Source organism: Planktothrix paucivesiculata PCC 9631, from assembly GCF_900009265.2.
Classification (GTDB): Bacteria; Cyanobacteriota; Cyanobacteriia; order Cyanobacteriales; family Microcoleaceae; genus Planktothrix; species Planktothrix paucivesiculata.
The window spans coordinates 117,665-134,602 of the sequence record NZ_LR734982.1 but is presented as its reverse complement, the minus strand read 5'-3'; the positions used below and the strand labels follow the sequence as shown (position 1 = coordinate 134,602).

The 16,938-nt window shown below is 39.7% G+C and carries 14 protein-coding genes; 6 read left to right on the top strand and 8 right to left on the bottom strand.

The genetic code is table 11. The annotated features are described in order from the left end of the window. Positions 1 to 119 precede the first annotated feature (119 nt). Entirely contained in the window at positions 120 to 1,559 is a 1,440-nt protein-coding gene (locus tag PL9631_RS00650) for a trypsin-like serine protease (protein WP_083616118.1), read from the top strand. A 147-nt stretch (positions 1,560 to 1,706) separates the two neighbouring features. Here the strand turns inward: PL9631_RS00650 and hflX are convergent, their stop codons facing one another. The 6 genes from hflX to PL9631_RS00620 form a co-directional block, all read right to left on the bottom strand. Then, on the bottom strand, positions 1,707 to 3,434 hold the full coding sequence (gene hflX / locus PL9631_RS00645; protein WP_231516607.1) for a GTPase HflX: 1,728 nt from the start codon (positions 3,432 to 3,434) through the stop codon (positions 1,707 to 1,709). Positions 3,435 to 3,625: 191 nt separating this feature from the next. Beyond that, complete coding sequence (locus tag PL9631_RS00640; RefSeq protein WP_083616116.1) at positions 3,626 to 4,645, bottom strand: ABC transporter ATP-binding protein; 1,020 nt, start codon at positions 4,643 to 4,645, stop codon at positions 3,626 to 3,628. Positions 4,646 to 4,717: 72 nt separating this feature from the next. Further along, on the bottom strand, positions 4,718 to 5,752 hold the full coding sequence (gene darG, locus PL9631_RS00635; RefSeq protein WP_083616115.1) for a type II toxin-antitoxin system antitoxin DNA ADP-ribosyl glycohydrolase DarG: 1,035 nt from the start codon (positions 5,750 to 5,752) through the stop codon (positions 4,718 to 4,720). A gap of 46 nt (positions 5,753 to 5,798) precedes the next feature. Then, positions 5,799 to 6,425: a type II toxin-antitoxin system toxin DNA ADP-ribosyl transferase DarT gene (gene darT / locus PL9631_RS00630; RefSeq protein WP_083616114.1), complete on the bottom strand. Its 627-nt coding sequence runs from the start codon at positions 6,423 to 6,425 to the stop codon at positions 5,799 to 5,801. A gap of 25 nt (positions 6,426 to 6,450) precedes the next feature. Further along, positions 6,451 to 7,422 (bottom strand): ABC transporter ATP-binding protein, encoded by a 972-nt coding sequence (locus tag PL9631_RS00625; protein WP_083616113.1) that lies wholly within the window; start codon positions 7,420 to 7,422, stop codon positions 6,451 to 6,453. 109 nt (positions 7,423 to 7,531) lie between these two features. Beyond that, complete coding sequence (locus PL9631_RS00620; RefSeq protein ID WP_083616112.1) at positions 7,532 to 8,374, bottom strand: hypothetical protein; 843 nt, start codon at positions 8,372 to 8,374, stop codon at positions 7,532 to 7,534. Positions 8,375 to 8,469: 95 nt separating this feature from the next. Between PL9631_RS00620 and murG the strand changes: the two genes are divergently transcribed. Together murG and PL9631_RS00610 are read left to right on the top strand one after the other, a co-directional pair. Further along, on the top strand, positions 8,470 to 9,534 hold the full coding sequence (murG, locus tag PL9631_RS00615; RefSeq protein WP_083616111.1) for an undecaprenyldiphospho-muramoylpentapeptide beta-N-acetylglucosaminyltransferase: 1,065 nt from the start codon (positions 8,470 to 8,472) through the stop codon (positions 9,532 to 9,534). 150 nt (positions 9,535 to 9,684) lie between these two features. After that, complete coding sequence (locus PL9631_RS00610; protein ID WP_083616110.1) at positions 9,685 to 10,341, top strand: pentapeptide repeat-containing protein; 657 nt, start codon at positions 9,685 to 9,687, stop codon at positions 10,339 to 10,341. A gap of 169 nt (positions 10,342 to 10,510) precedes the next feature. Here PL9631_RS00610 and PL9631_RS00605 read toward each other — a convergent pair whose 3' ends face one another. After that, a complete protein-coding gene (locus tag PL9631_RS00605) occupies positions 10,511 to 10,888 on the bottom strand; it encodes a hypothetical protein (RefSeq protein ID WP_156090396.1) in 378 nt (125 codons plus the stop codon). Between the two features lie 334 nt (positions 10,889 to 11,222). On the opposite strand from PL9631_RS00605, the gene PL9631_RS00600 reads away from it, so the two are divergent. Continuing rightward, on the top strand, positions 11,223 to 12,158 hold the full coding sequence (locus PL9631_RS00600; protein ID WP_083616108.1) for an alpha/beta fold hydrolase: 936 nt from the start codon (positions 11,223 to 11,225) through the stop codon (positions 12,156 to 12,158). Positions 12,159 to 12,312: 154 nt separating this feature from the next. On the opposite strand, the gene PL9631_RS00595 is transcribed toward PL9631_RS00600, so the two are convergent. Next, positions 12,313 to 13,986: an ABC transporter permease gene (locus PL9631_RS00595; protein WP_083616107.1), complete on the bottom strand. Its 1,674-nt coding sequence runs from the start codon at positions 13,984 to 13,986 to the stop codon at positions 12,313 to 12,315. A 136-nt stretch (positions 13,987 to 14,122) separates the two neighbouring features. On the opposite strand from PL9631_RS00595, the gene PL9631_RS00590 reads away from it, so the two are divergent. Together PL9631_RS00590 and PL9631_RS00585 are read left to right on the top strand one after the other, a co-directional pair. Beyond that, complete coding sequence (locus PL9631_RS00590) at positions 14,123 to 15,211, top strand: ABC transporter ATP-binding protein (protein ID WP_083616106.1); 1,089 nt, start codon at positions 14,123 to 14,125, stop codon at positions 15,209 to 15,211. A 171-nt stretch (positions 15,212 to 15,382) separates the two neighbouring features. After that, positions 15,383 to 16,786 (top strand): serine/threonine-protein kinase, encoded by a 1,404-nt coding sequence (locus PL9631_RS00585; RefSeq protein WP_083616105.1) that lies wholly within the window; start codon positions 15,383 to 15,385, stop codon positions 16,784 to 16,786. Positions 16,787 to 16,938: the final 152 nt, after the last annotated feature.

Genomic DNA, 16,938 nt, shown 5'->3' with positions numbered 1-16,938 from the left:
GAAGGTTCTGGAAATTGAATGGTTTTTCTTTATGTTAATATGAAATCAAAAATTGATCTATTTGATTCTGAATCCTCAGACCAAACCCACCCAGACTATCCTGATTTAAGTAAAGCAAAATGTCAACTTCTTTTTCTGTAATTGCACCTCAACCTCGGATTTCTGTTCCCACTTCTGATCCATTCAATCCTGGTTATATTGTACAACCAGGGACAAATTTAGATGGTGTTGTTAAGATTCAAGATATTAATGGCGGCAGTTGTACCGGATCATTATTAATAACGGGGAATCATATTTTAACCGTTGCCCATTGTGTTACGGATAAATCAGGAAATCCAGAATATTTTTCTCCTTCAGAATATACGATTTATTTTGATTTACCCTCGGGTCAAATTGCTATTCCTGTCTCTCAAATTTATATTCATCCCGATTGGAATGCTGACTTTAATTATAACAATGATATTGCTATTTTAGAGTTGGCTCAACCTGCACCGCCCACTGCCAATCGTTATGAGATTTATACGGGGTTTGATGAGGTGGGTCAAGTGATGCAAAAAGTCGGTTATGGTGTTCCGGCAACGGGTAATTTAGGACAAAATAGTTATCCTGATGCTGTTGCAACCAAACGGACAGGAAAAAATCGTTATGATGCTCTGGGTGATTTATTTAATGGCGCTCCGTATTATTATAATCATCAACCTGGAAAACAATTAATTTATGATTTTGATAATGGTTTGCCCCAAAATGATGCTTTTGGAAAAGAATTTGGTATTTATGATTTAGGATTGGGATTAGAAGAAGTCAATATTAGCCCGGGAGATTCGGGAGGGCCAGCTTTTATTGATGGCAAAATTGCGGGTCTAACTTCCACGGGTTTTACCCCGGCAGCACAGGGTATTGATGTTACCAGTAGCTTAGATGAGAGCTTTGGAGAATATGCTTCTGATACCCGAGTTTCAGTTTATGCAGATTGGATTAATCAAATTATTAATACCTCTGTTTATAGCGGAAATGATAATATTATTGGCACAATTAATGACAATTTTCTCTATGGATATCAAGGAGATGATACTATTAAGAGTTTAGAGGGAAATGATAATATATTTGGCGGGAAAAATTCCGATGATCTTTATGGAGATGAAGGGAATGATAATTTATATGGAAATTTAGGATTTGATATAATTTGGGGTGGATTAGGTAATGATTTATTAGCAGGAGGTCAAGATTTTGATTACCTCTACGGAGAAGCCGGAAATGATACGTTAACTGGAGATTTAGGGAGTGACTATTTAACTGGAGGAATAGGATCTGATCTGTTTATTCTTTCCTTAGCAACCTCTAATTTAGATCAAAATTTAGCGGATATTATTGAAGATTTTGAACCCGGTATTGATAAAATTGGCTTAACAGAAGGTTTAACAGAAGGGAATTTAACCTTAGAGTTATCAACAGGTTCTTTTTCTCAAACAGTCATTCGTGTCACGGGTTCAAATCAAGTTTTAGGCATAGTTTATAATCTTCTTCCTGAACAACTTCAAGGTTCTTTTATTTCGGTTTAACTTTTCCTAGAAACCGGGTTTCTGCTTAGAGATTACGATCTCAAACTAGATATTGATAGAAACCCGGTTTCTATTCCGATATTTTCTGCTGAGAGATTAAGATCTCAAACTAGATATTGATAGAAACCCGGTTTCTATTCGGATATTTTAGGGATTAGAAATTGCATAGTGGACTAAAGCCGCCATGCGTTGTCTTAGGGTTTCTAATCCTAATCCTTTAGAAGCGGAAATATAAACCGCTTGGGGATATTTTTCTTGCGCTAATCGTAAATTTTCTCCATCAGTTTGATCGATTTTATTAAACGCTAATAATGCTGGGCCAGGAGTAACAGGCATTTGCCTTAAAATCTGCATCACTGACTCAATTTGACTTTCCCAAGCCGAATGGGATAAATCCACCAAATGAATCAAGGCATCGGCATCCGTCACCTCCTCTAAAGTAGCTCTAAACGCATCCACTAAAGGAGGTGGGAGTTCATGAATAAATCCTACCGTATCGGTGACAACCACCGTCAAAGGCTCCTCCGTTATCGTATCAGAAATCTCTAAACGGCGAGTCGTGGGGTCAAGGGTAGCAAACAGTTGGTCAGCCGTATAGACTTCCGACTGGGTTAAAACATTTAATAGCGTTGACTTTCCGGCGTTGGTATAGCCAACTAAGGCTAAGGTAGGAACCTCTTGAGCTTGACGATTTTGGCGCAGACGAGAACGATGGGCTTGGAGTTGATTCACTTCCTGCTGGAGCCGGGAGATACGGCGTTGAATGGCCCGTCGTTCCGTTTCCAACTTCGTTTCTCCTGGCCCCCGGGTTCCAATTCCGCCCCCTAACCGAGACATGGCACGACCTCGACCCGTTAACCGGGGTAAACTGTATTCGAGTTGGGCCAGTTCCACCTGTAATTTTCCCGCCCCCGACTGGGCGCGTTGAGCAAAAATATCGAGGATAAGTTCGGTTCGGTCTACAATCCTGACCCCGATTTGGGTTTCCAGGTTCCGAACTTGGGCCGGAGATAGGTCACGGTCAAATACAATTAAATTAGCTCCGATGGTTTGGGCAACCAAGGCAATTTCCTGGACTTTACCCTCTCCGACAACGGTTTGGGGGTGAGGATGCGATCGCTTTTGGCGTAAAGTTTGTAACACCTGGCCCCCGGCGGTATCAACTAAACGCACCAATTCCGTTAACCCATCTTCAAACCGTTGGGGGGATATCTTCTCTGTTTTCACCCCCACTAACAGCACTTTATCCTGACTAGAATCAACTTCCCGGGCAACAAATTCCCGTTCAAATTCCGTTTCTAGTTCGTTAACTAAATCGAGAAAATCCTGTTGCGATAGGGCATCCAGACTCATGGGCAACGACAAATAATAGGGAATAGCCGAAAAGCCATTATCAATTTGTTGATGATTTCCCGTGTCCATATCCGGGACAAGGTGAGCCAGATAGGTGTCTTTGATATAGCCCGTTTCACCCCCGCCCCGTCGCTGAAAACCACTTCCAGTTAGGGTGAGAACCACCAGGATGTCCAAACGTTGAATCGCCATGGCGGTCAAAGCAGCTTCTTTAGGGGGTTCCGGGCTAGTTTGGGTGGTAATACAGCGAATTCCACTCAGGCGTCCATTCCCATAGCGGGGCAGTTCTAAGGGGGGAATTTGAGTTTGGCGAGGAGTTCCCACTCCCACCCGGATTACCTGTCCCCTGCGGTTAATATAGGCGCACAGAGGCTGATCAATTTCTGTGCTGATGGCCGCTAGTCGCTGGGCAAATTCTACGGTTGTAATCAAATCGCCGGGTAATCGTTGATGATACAGGCTTTGCAACCGTTTAAGCTGACTGGCTTTTAGACCTTGCAGTTGACCATAAATCGTTTCGATAGGCACGTTTTACCAGTTTCCTGGCCCTCCATAAACAATAGGGGTTGATTTGAAATTATGATAGCCTGAATTTTGATCGGAGTGTGGGCTGTTCAGACCCGACTGGGAACTTAATATTTTCTTGAGGATTATTAAATGTCGAATCTGATAAAATTATTTGATGTTTAGGGCTAAATTGATTAAATTTGTGATTAATCTTTAATCAAATGACAGGCTACAGAATGGTTTAAACCCATAGCTTTTAATGGCGGTTCTTCCAGCCAACATTGTTCCATAACAGAGGGACAACGGCTACAAAATCGACATCCTGTTGGCGGGTTTAAGGCACTGGGAATTTCTCCAGTTAATAAAATTCGTTGTCGTTTTGCTTCTAATTCTGGGTCAGGAATAGGAACCGCAGATAATAGGGCTTGGGTATAGGGATGCAGAGGATTTTCATACAAAGAAATTCTATCTGCAAGTTCAACAATTTTACCCAAATACATCACTGCAACTCGGTCAGAAATATGACGAACTACACTTAAATCATGGGCGATAAAAAGATAGGTTAACCCTAAATTTTGCTGTAGGTTTTGCATTAAATTAATCACTTGGGCTTGAATGGAAACATCCAAGGAGGCAATCGGTTCATCACAAACAATAAAATCAGGATTCATCGCTAAGGCTCTCGCAATCCCAATCCTTTGTTGTTGTCCCCCCGAAAATTCATGGGGATAACGATTAATTGCATCGGAATTTAATCCCACTAATCCCAATAATTCTTTGACTCGATTTTGCGCTATTTTATTAGTAGCTAATTGATGAATAATTAAAGGCTCACTAATGATTTTACCCACGGTCATTCGAGGATTTAAGGAAGAATAGGGATCTTGAAAAATCATTTGCATCCGACGACGAAAGGGATGTAATTCTTTCTCGTTTAAACGGGTTAAATCGATATTTTCAAAGTAAATTGTTCCCCCTGTGGGACGAGCAAGCTGTAAAATCATTCGTCCCGTTGTACTTTTTCCACAACCCGACTCCCCCACTAAACTTAAGGTTTCTCCCCGTTGAATATTAAAGGTAATTCCATCAACGGCTTTAATCGCTGCTACTTGACGTTGTAGCAAAATTCCTTCCATGACTGGAAAGTATTTTTGTAAGTTTTCCACCCGAATTAGGGGAGTATTTTTTTGAGAAATGGATTGTTTTTGTGATGAGGATAGAAGCATATTTTTATTCCAAAAAATATTATTAAATAAACATAGTCAATGATCAGATTAACTAAAATCTTGATTTTGCTATCAATTTAACCACTTTTGTTCATATAAACGTTCCCAGGCTTTACACAAATGGTGAGGTTTAAATATTTGACGTTTGCGTTCACTCCATTCTTGTACTCTCCTAATCGCCTGTTCACAATCTATTGCGGCTTGGGTATCTTCTATTGTTACCCAGTGAACCGTTGCTAACATTTCTAACCCGTAGGGAGTTTCAAATCCTTCAATTAAACACTGCACTCGTTCAAGGCGATTATTAGCATTAGGATGTTGTTCTAAGAATTCTTGTGCTACGGCTTGACCTTCTGGTAAAACATACATCTCGGAGTTTTTACTTCTATCACCATAACCTTGGATAAAATGACCATCTAATACTTGTAAAACATGGTTTAAGTTATCTGCATAAGGGCCAAATTTATGCTTTTCATAACGCAATTTTAAATCTTCACCTGCTACCTGTAGAAAATAAGCTAGTTTCTGAATTTCTAATTTTGTTAAGCGATATCCCGGAATTCCATATAATTCCAACAGACGAATAAACAAAGCACGAGAACGGGTCATTTTAGGTGTTTCTGTTGTCACCTGAATTTGATCAGCTTTTGGCGCGCCTATCGGTTCAAAAATTAGAACTTGTATCTCTGGTAATTCTGCAAATGCCTCTAAAATAAGTGGTTTAACGTCTATCCAATTTAATCCTCCATTCCCACAGCCCAATGGAGGAATAGCAACAGATTGAATTTTAAGTTGTTTAATTTCTTCTATTAATGCTTTTAATCCTACTTCGATGTATTCTAGTTTGGATTTTTCACGCCAATGCAATTTAGTTGGAAAATTGATGATGTATTTAGGATTAAATAGATTTCCAGTTGCAAAGGTAAACAGTTTACCCGGTTGAACTTGCTTGACATTACAAGCTCTTTTGTATTGAAGAAAGTTTTCGGGAAAACCTTGTTTAAATTGCAAGGCAATTCCTTTGCCCATGACACCAACACAATTTACGGTGTTAACTAGGGCTTCAGTATTGGCTGTCAAAAGGTTTCCTTGCTCAAACTTAATCATTTCTTTAATTGCTGTGTTTGTTCAATAATTTTTTGATTAATATACATTAATAATACCATTGAGGATACACCCAAACAGGAGTTTTTTGTTCAAAGTTTTGTAAAATTTTCTGAACCTGACTTTGCATACTAAAGTTGATTACACCAATTTCTTTAATCAAACCCCAAGGACAGAATTGATAAATTAAAAACTCAGCTTGTCTACGACATTTGCGATTAGGATCATCATCCGTATCATGCCAATACGTTAACTCCATCACGTCCCAATCAATCATTCTTAAATCATTAAGATCAGTATAAAAATCCGAATATTCCATGATAGCATGACCATCAGTAAATACAAAGGGAATTTCTGACTCTATAATTTCATCGACTTCTACAACTAGATGAATAATCGAATTTTGTCCATCTTTATAGCTTTGAACATTTCCTCTATTAATCGTATAAAGCATGGGAGAACGAGGAGCAAAATAGAAAGGAACATAATCATGTAATGTGCCATAACTTCCGCAAGGAACATTTTGTCTATTTCTTCTATCTTGTATGCTATCGTGAGAAATATTAATATATTTTATAGAGTTTTTAAATTGTTGATTCTTGGACATTAATCCCCGACTCTCTAAAATAGAAGGAAGATTGTTAAAGTCGGTAATATGATAAATTAGGATGGACATTTTTAGAGTAGGAATAAAGTTATTATTAAGTTGGTTTCACCCAACAAGCGACTTGATGCTCGGTTTCAATCAATTCCAACATAGGATTTTCTTGAAAACAATATTCAATCGCAAATCGACATCGCGGAGCAAAGGGACATCCTGGGGGATAATCAATTAAATTAGGAGGAGTTCCTTCAATAGCTTTTAAGGGTTCTTGACGAATTTGATCCAGTCGAGGTAAACTTTCTAATAGTCCAATTGTATAGGGATGACGAGGGTTTTTATAGAGTTGATGAACCGTGGCTTGTTCCACAATTTGCCCCGCATACATCACTATAATTCTATCAGCTAATCCTGCTAATAATGCTAAGTCATGGGTAATCCAAATTACGGACATTCCCTGTGTATTTTTGAGTTGTTTAACTAATTCTACAACTTGAGCTTGTACCGTTACATCTAAGGCGGTTGTAGGTTCATCTGCGATTAATAATTTAGGTTGACATCCTAAACCCATGGCAATCATTACCCGTTGACGCATTCCCCCTGAAAATTCATGGGGATAACTTTTTAAGCGTTTTTCTGGGCTAGAAATTCCCACCTGTTTCAACAGTTGAATAGCTCGGTTTTTAGCTTGTTCTGATGTTAATTTAAGATGAATTTGTAGAGCTTCAGTAAGTTGTTTTTCAATAGTTAAAACCGGGTTTAGGGAAGTCATCGGGTCTTGAAAAATCATGGAAATTTCATGACCCCTAAGTTGTTGTAATTGTTGAGGATTGAATTGAATTAAATTTTTACCTTCAAATAATATTTCACCTTGGGTAATTTTCCCTGGCGGTGATGGAATTAACCCTAAAATCGATAGGACGCTAATACTTTTTCCTGACCCCGACTCCCCGACAATTCCTAGGGTTTCCCCGGGATAAACTTGATAGGAAATTTCATTCACTGCATGAATTACCCCATCAAGGGTAAAGAACTTAACGGCTAGATTTTTAACCTCTAATAAGGGAATCATTAGGAATTACGAATTGGGTAATAAACTGATAACTGGTACGGGCGAGTTATTTTAGATTTTTGTTAATCACCTAAATCTTGATGAACCCGCCCCTACAACTGATGATTGATTATTTAACTACTCGTAAACGTTGCGTGAGTAAGGTTACTCCTCCTTGACGCATTAAAATTACAGAAATCCAATTATTTCCGACGGTATTAGACGCTTGACCCACCTTAAAAATACCGCCAGAGGGTAAAAATTCTAATTGTAAAAGACCCGAATCATTATAGGCTTCTAAGGTGATAGGTTGTGTAATGGCGGTTCCAATTAAAATATCATTATCTAAAGGTTCTTGGACAATGGCATCAATATTAAATTCTTGACCCGCTTTAACTTGTTCGGGAATATTAAAAACTACCGTTGGCGGTTTTTTCCCTAATGTGAGTTGATTTTTTTCTGCTATAATTTCCTGTTTAATAATTTTTTCCCCTTGAATTTGTTGCTCCGATGTGATGGTGGAGGTTAAGGCAAACTCACGATTATCAATTTTTTTAGTTCCCGTAATTTCCGTAATCGTTGTTGTGGTTAAAATATCACCATTTTGTTGCCAAGATTGTAATTCTGTGCGATAATTAAGCTGAGAATATCTATTCCAAAAATCTTTAAGAACTTGTCTCAAACTTTGATAGTCTAAACCGTCGGAATTAGTAAAATCTGAGCCATAAAATCCCATGACCTTTTCCACATCTCGACGATTAGCGGCGGCATCAATTTGATTTAAAAGATTAGTCACATTGGCGGGGGCTGTTTCTGGGGTTTCGGCATTCGCCCGTGGGGAAATTCCCGTACCCATTCCCCAAAGTATCGTTCCTAGAACTACGGAAAATAACGGCTTTGCCCATGAATAGCGCGTCTGTACACCATACCTGTTCTGAAAAGATTGCCGTTGAGTGATGGGAAAATTTGTCATCTGAATTTCAAGATTAAGAATAGCGATTTCGTGTAAGTTTTATGGTAGCTTAAAAAGCTGTAACACAAATTTGAACGGATTCTAGGGGAGAACACTTGAGTCAGACACCCATTCGCTTACTCATTGCCGCCAGTGGGACAGGTGGACATTTATTTCCGGCGATCGCCACCGCCGAAAACCTGTCGGATTTTGAGATAGAATGGTTAGGTGTGCCCGATCGCCTCGAACGAGAATTAGTCCCATCCCAATATCCCCTCCATACCATATCTGTTGAAGGTTTCCAGAAACCCTTGGGTTTAGGAACCTTGAAGATTTTAGTCAAATTCGCCCGTTCCCTGGTGCAAGTTCGCCATCTCCTGAAAAAAGGTAAATTTCGCGGAGTGTTCACCACCGGAGGCTATATTGCAGCCCCTGCGATTATTGCGGCTCGTTCCCTGGGTCTGCCCGTAATTCTCCATGAGTCCAACGCTTTACCGGGAAAAGTAACGCGCAATTTTGGCCCCTGGTGTGATGCTGTGGGTTTGGGGTTTGAAGCGGCCGTTCCCTCCCTTCCCCGTACTCGTACCGTTGTTGTCGGAACTCCCGTGCGTTCCAACTTTCTCCAGACCTCTGCCCCCTTATCTTTTTTCCTCCCCGATGATGTTCCAGTTATTGTGGTGGTGGGGGGAAGTCAGGGGGCGGTGAGTGTGAATAAGTTAGTCCGAGAGGCAGCCCCTAGTTGGTTTGCAGCCGGGGCGTGGGTCGTCCATTTAACGGGAAATAATGATCCCGATGTCCAGGTGTTAAACCATCCTCAATATATTAAAATGCCTTTTTATAACGATATGGCAGCCCTGTTTCAACGGGCGACTTTAGCCGTGAGTCGGGCAGGGGCAGGAACCTTAACGGAATTAGCCATTACCCACACTCCATCAATTTTAATTCCCTATCCCTTTGCTGCCGAAGACCATCAAACCTATAACGCTAAAGTTTTTACCGGGGCGGGTGCGGCGTGGATGTTTCAACAAAAGGACTTGACCGCAGACTTATTAGCGAGTAAAGTTTTGTATCTGTTACAATCACCCGAACAGTTACAACAAATGGCCCAAGCCACCGCCTCCGTCGCCATTCCCAACAGTGCCCAACAGTTAGGGGATTTAATCCGAAAGATTGTGGTTTAGAGGGGCCTGTATCAATAACAACGGTTTTTCTCAGTGATTTCCGTCACACGGGGATCAAAATAATATCACATACAACTGGGATTTCACGCATACCCCGATGGCCGATAATAATAGATGATGTAGAAGATAAAGTTTTTTGAGGGTGTGGGTATGAAATTCGCAACAGTAGCCACCACAGTAGTCATGATGATCTTGGGTTTAACTGTTCCCGCTCAAGCCGAGAACCCCGCCCATCTCAAGCAGCTATTGGAAACCAAAAACTGCCCTGGATGTGATCTCAGTGGCGCTCAGTTACCAGGTGTGAATCTTCAGGGTGCTAATCTTCGGGATGCCAACTTGAAAGGAGTTAATTTACAGGGCGCTAATCTAAATGAAGTGAATTTTAATCGGGCTGTATTGACCGAGGCGAATTTAGAAAGTGCCAATCTCGTTGCAGCTAAATTACATGGGGCTAATTTAGAGAAATCTAATTTAAGCCATTCTAACTTGAGTTTAGCGGGTTTAGTGATTGCTAATTTGAATAATGCTAATTTGAGTCATGCTAATTTGATTGGAGCAAATTTAGAAAGTGCAGATTTAACGGGTGCTAACCTGAGAAATGCTCAACAATCTGTTGCTAATTTAGGTCAAGTGAAACTACAAGAAGGCAGTTTATACGGATTTGATGTCAGTGGTGTTAATTTACGCGATGCCGATTTAACCAATGCCAATCTCACGGGTGCAAATTTAACCGCTTCCGATTTAGCCGGAGCGACGTTAGAAAATACAACCATGGTTAATGCTAATTTAATGGATATTCGTCGCTAAGAACAAAATTCTATCTTCCCACGCCGTCGTTAACTTGAGTTGAGGACGGTATTTTTTATGTTTATCTTTTTAGGGAGGTTTCTCCTAAATATTTGCTACCCACAAACAAATGATCAAAACCTGCCCTATCCCCACTTGATTTTAAAATTTAGGCTCCGTTTTGTCCGTCTTAACTATTTAAAAACTTATAAGTTTCCACTCCCCCATAGGTGAGTAAAGCTCCTACTGCTATAACTCCCGCAATTGGTACAGTAACTGGAGCAGCTACTATAGATGTAACAGTTGTCGTAATACCAAAAAAACCTGCCAAACCGCCAGCAGATACTACAGATGTAACAGCTGTAGGTACTGTAGCAACAACAATCGAACTGCCTAACCCAGCAGATCCCGCAGCCGTAGTGATTGTTGAACCTACTAACGCAGATACCGCCGCATTAGCGATTGTTTTACCGAACGCACATCCGGCAGCATTAGCCATTTCTTTAATTACCTCATTTCCCATTGAAAACCTCCTTGTCTGACTAAAAAAAATACTACTACTCATCATTATACTCAGTATCAACATGAACTGAGTATAGTTAATTACATAATTTTTACTGATTATTCGTGATTCTTATATAAGAATTTATTAAAAAACTGAGATTTACGGGAGTATGTGATCGTGGAAAATGGACAGGTTTATCAAAGTTATCTGTAAGTATCATAATTTACTACAGAACCCGCCGCTACGAGTAAAAACTTTTGTTGGACAGTTGGGTTAGAGTACCGTCGTTAACTTTAGCAGGGCTTACGCAGCTACCCATAGCATGGCGTAGCCCTGTTTCGGAATAGATGTTAATATAATCTGTAAAATTAATTCAATTGATTATTTACAGATATTTATGAAAGCTACTCCCCCATCTTCCCCATTTAGTTCTGAAGATAAATTCTATAATTGGCAGGGATATCAATGTTCCTATGAATATTATCCGCCTGTTAATCCCAATAATCAGGATATTTCATTACTATTAATTCATCCGATTGGAGTCGGATTATCGGGAAATTTTTGGTATCGATTCTGTCAAGAATCACGGCAACAAGGGTTAAATTATACCATTTATAATCCTGATTTAATCGGTTGTGGAAAGTCTGAAATTCCGAAAGTTGCTTATTATCCCCAGGATTGGGCAGAACAATTGCATTATTTTTTGGAAAATGTTATTCAAAAACCTGTTATTATTGTAGTACAAGGCGCTTTGTTACCCGTTGCGATCGCCCTCACCCAACTCCAAAACCAATCTAATTCTAACTTAATTCAAGGATTAATATTATCCGGCCCCCCAGCTTGGCGAGTCATGAGCGAACCTGGTTCAGAAAAACAACAAAAACTTGCCTGGAATCTATTCTTTGATTCTCCCATTGGCAATTTATTCTGGCTCTATGCTCGTCGTCGTCAATTTATCCAATCCTTTTCCATTCGTCAACTGTTTGCTCAAGCCGAAGATGTCGATAAAAATTGGTTAGACCTATTAGAAACAGGAGCTAAAAATGCTCAAACTCGTTATGCCGTTTATTCATTTTTAGCTGGATTTTGGCGACAAAACTATACGGATATTATGGCAGAAATTTCTATTCCCACCCTAGCAGTTTTTGGCACAACTGCATCTAGTATTAGTCGCAGTGGATTTTCAGAAACTCCCGAACAACGCTGTCAACTTTATGAAAAAGGCTGGAAAAATTGCCAATCTGCTATGATTCCAGGGCGCAACGTTTTACCCTATGAATCGACCTCAGAATTCGTTAAAATTGTCGCTAAATTTATTAACCAAATCTCCTAGGGTGTTTAAGCATAGTGTACGCCCTAACAACAACTTAATTATAACTTACGCATTGAGACCGAGAAACCGAGTTTTTTAGATAATATGTGGGTCACAACGAAATATTTTCGGAAAAAACCCCGGTTTCTTTGGTTGGGTGCGTAAGTCCTGTTAATTATGAACGATGGGATTGAGCTATTTTTAAACTCAAGAAAATAACCGGAATCATCCCGACTAAAACAATCGCTAATGCGGGGGTGGCGGCTTCAGCCAATCGTTCATCTGAGGCTAAATTATAGACCCGAACTGCTAAGGTATCAAAATTGAAGGGACGAATCACTAAAGTTGCTGATAACTCCTTCATGACATCGACAAATGTTAACATTCCGGCTGTTAATAACCCACTCCACATAATCGGAGTATGTACCTTAATTAAAGTACCCGTCGCTCCATATCCTAAGCTACGCGCAGCTTCATCTAAATTAGGTTTGATTTTACTTAAACTCGATTCTACTGTCCCAAAAGAAACCGCTAAAAATCGGACTAAATAGGCATAAATTAAAGCGATAATTGTGCCACTCAATAACAACCCCGTAGAAATACCAAAGGTAGACCGCATCACCCCATCAATTGCATTATCTAATCGACCAATCGGAATTAAAATCCCTACCGCAATTACCGAACCAGGAATGGCATATCCCATAGCAGCAATACGGGTAGATAATCGCATCAGAGAATTAGAATTTAATCGGACACCATAGGCCATAATTAAGGCGATGAGAACCGCTAATAGTCCGCTAATCGTTGCTAAAGTTAAACTGTGTAAGGCATAACTCCAAAACTCAGTATTGAAAAAGGTTTCTAAATTTTCTAAGGTCATTTTTAATAAAATAATACTAGGAACCAGAAACCCTAAAATAATCGGAAATAAACAGATAGAAAAGGCTAATCCCGCCCTAAATCCGGTGAGTTTAAACGGGTTTAATGATTGAAAGCGATTTCCGGTTTGATAATATTGGGCTTGATGACGTGACCAAAGTTCTAGTAGAATTAATCCTAAGATAAATAACATTAAAACTGCGGCTAATTGGGAAGCAGCAACCCGTTCTCCCATGCCAAACCAAGTTCGATAAATTCCGGTTGTAAAGGTATCAACCCCGAAATATTGAACGGTTCCAAAATCGTTTAAGGTTTCCATTAATGCTAGGGATAATCCCGCAATAATAGAGGGACGGGCTAGGGGTAAAGCTACGGTAAAAAAGCTTTTCCAAGGGTTACAACCGAGGGAACGACTGGCTTCTAAGGTACAAGTGGATTGTTCTAAAAAAGCAACTCTAGTTAATAAATAAACGTAGGGATATAAAGTTAAAGATAATAAAAAAATTGCCCCCCAAATAGAACGAATATCAGGAAACCAATATTCATCCATACTGCTCCATCCAAAGATATTTCGGAGTAGGGTTTGCACCGGGCCATAAAATTCTAACCATTCGGTGTACACATAGGCAAGAATATAACTAGGGGCCGCTAGGGGAATTAACAACCCCCATTCAAACATACGGCTCCCCGGAAACCGACACATGGTGACTAACCAAGCACTACTCACGCCCAACAGCAAGACGATGCTGCCAACGCCAAAGATTAGCAATAAGGAATTAAGGATATAGCCGGGGAGAACCGTTGAGCTTAAATGGTTCCAGACTTCAGCCGAATTGGTGAAAATACTGCTTAATACAAATAATACGGGAGTAGCGATCAACACTGCGATCGCCACCACAAAAATAGTCCAAACGTCCAGCTTCAAACTACGCAAAGCTTTGAGGCTGGACTTAACGGAGAATAGGGACACAAATAAGCACTCCTAAAATTTAATCAAGTCTTAGTGAGAATATATCCTAAAAAGGGGGTATAATTAGAATGAAGTTTCAGCAATATTAGTTTCAACAGTACCGTTGAACCCTAAGATCAAATTAATGCCTGTAAAGATGACTCAATCTGTAATTCTGCATTTAGAGGACGTCGGTAAACAGTTTCCTCACAACCAGACCCCAGCCGTTCAAGCCGTTAACCTAGACTTACATGAAGGGGATATTTTAGGCCTATTAGGCCCTTCTGGGTGTGGGAAAACTACCTTATTGCGAATGATTGCCGGATTTGAACAGCCGGACACCGGAACCATTACCCTAGCGGGGCGGGAAGTGGCGGGCTTGGACTATTGGATACCGCCAGAACAACGGGATGTGGGAATGGTGTTTCAGGATTATGCCCTATTTCCCCATTTAACCGTTGCCAAAAATATTGCCTTTGGCTTAAAAAATACTAAGAAAAAATCTAGTTTAGGGATTAACAGACGGGTAGCAGAAGTTTTAGAATTAGTCGGATTATCGGGTTATGAAAAACGCTATCCCCATGAACTTTCGGGAGGACAACAACAACGGGTCGCCCTAGCCCGCGCCTTAGCTCCCCATCCGGCTTTAGTCTTATTAGATGAACCTTTAAGTAATTTAGATGTGCAGGTGCGGTTAAGATTGCGGCAGGAATTACGGGATATTTTAAAAGTAGCAGGAACCACCGCAATTTTTGTCACCCATGACCAAGAAGAAGCCCTAGCAATTTCCGATTGGGTAGCGGTAATGCAAAACGGACGCTTAGAACAGTTTGGCACGCCTGAAGCAATTTATCGCCAACCCGCCTCTCGGTTCGTGGCAGAATTTGTCACCCAAGCTAATTTTATTCCCGCCAAACGTCGGGGAGATTTTTGGGAAACAGAAGTGGGTTGTTTTGCGATTAACCCATATCTTGTGGATGCTGTTACCCCCGATTGGGAGGAATTAGACCGGGTGGAATTAATGGTACGGCAAGAGGATTTTATTCTTAAACCCGATGATAACGCCCCGGTTGTGATTCGCGATCGCCAATTTCTCGGACGGGAAAATCACTATAGTTTACAGGTTCCATCCGGTCGGGAACTCATCGCCCGAACCAGTGCTACAACCGCTTTACCCGTGGGAATGCGAGTTAATGTTTCTGTCCTGGAAAATGCCTTGCGGGTGTTTCCCAGTCGTAAAAATTAGGGGTGAGTTAACATTTGACGGTGCGGTGTTTGGAGTGAGCGATCGCACCTTCAACTAACATTATCAAGGCAAAATATATAACCCAAATTCACCCTAAATTTAGTAAAACCCGTTGTTGCGCTTGAGCGCAATCAGAAGACTATAATAAAAACAATATTGAGGACTTAATAAATGACTTGGAATCCAGGAAAAGAGTTAAATAATGGTAAGTATATAATTGAAAAGCAGATCGGGCGAGGAGGCTTTGCTGTAACCTACAAAGCACTACACCTAAAATTAAACGATTCGGTTGTTATTAAAACCCCAAATGATGACTTAATTAAAGATGTAAATTATAGTAAGTATACAGTTGCATTTATTAAAGAAGCTCAAATCTTAAAAAAATTACCTCAAAATCTTAATATTGTTCAAGTAACAGATTTATTTGATGAAGAAGATGAAGAGTTTTCTATTCCCTGTATTGTCATGGACTTAGTTTGTGGTGAAAGTTTGAAGGATATAGTTAAGAGTCAAAAGAATCTTTCTGAAGAAGTTGCTTTAAAATATATCTTAAAAATAGGTGAAGCGTTAGATATTCTTCATCAAAATGGATTTGTTCATCGAGATGTTCATCCTGGTAATATTATCATTAGTGATAAGGATAAACCCATATTAATTGATTTGGGACTAGCAATAGAAATTTCACCTCAGAGCTTAGACTTGAATAATTATGGCCATCCTCAGTTTATTGCTCCTGAACAAAAGCAAGGAAATTGTCAACCGACCATCGATATATATGCTTTAGCTGCAACTTTATATTATCTCGTTACAGGTAAATATGCACAAGAAAGCCCTGAAAAAAGAGAGTTAATTAAAAAAATAAAAGTACCAAAAAGCTTAAACCGTGTAATTAGTAATGCTGTTAGTAAAGCTATTTTGAAAGGCTTAGAATTGAACTCTAGTGATCGTCCCCAATCTATGCAGGAATGGCTAAAAATGCTAGGAAGCGATCAGACTTTTTCTGTTATTGAAACTAGATCTAAGCCGATTGAATTACTTTCGGTCTGTGGAATTGATTATCGAAACTTAGAACGGTTCTTAAAAACTAAAAATTGGTATGCCGCTGATTGGGAAACAACAGAAATCATGTGTAAAATTATGGGAGAAAATAATAAAGGTAAACTCCAAGTTACTGATGTTATCAGCTTTCCCTCACAAGACCTCAAAACCATTAATCAACTTTGGTCATCTTATAGTGATAATAAATTTGGTTTTACTACACAAAAGAGAATTTATCGAGAGTTAGGAGGTACTTCTACTTATGATGAACAAGTCTGGAAAGAATTTTGTCAGCGTGTAGGGGAGTGGAAATTAAACTATGGCTGGTTTTCTTTCTCTTTCAATAAAATTAATGAAAGTCCCGATGCTCCTTTAGGACATTTACCAATTTTGATGTATTTACCTGAATTATGGTTTTTAGAAAGTCCATCCAGAGTTATACCAGTTTATAGGAAATTAGCGCTCAGTATGCTTAATCAAAGTTTTATGGGATATGGCTATTTTTGGGCAACGTTACTGTCTCGCGATGATTTATAGCAGTGTGCGATGGGCTACACCCCGCAAAACACTATATTCAAGCAACACAGAAACCGGGTTTCTAAAAAAATCTTGATTCTATCCCAAAGTTGTTGTCAGAAACCCGGTTTCTTGAGGTGTGGATAAATTCTAAAAAAAATAAGGTGAGTTAT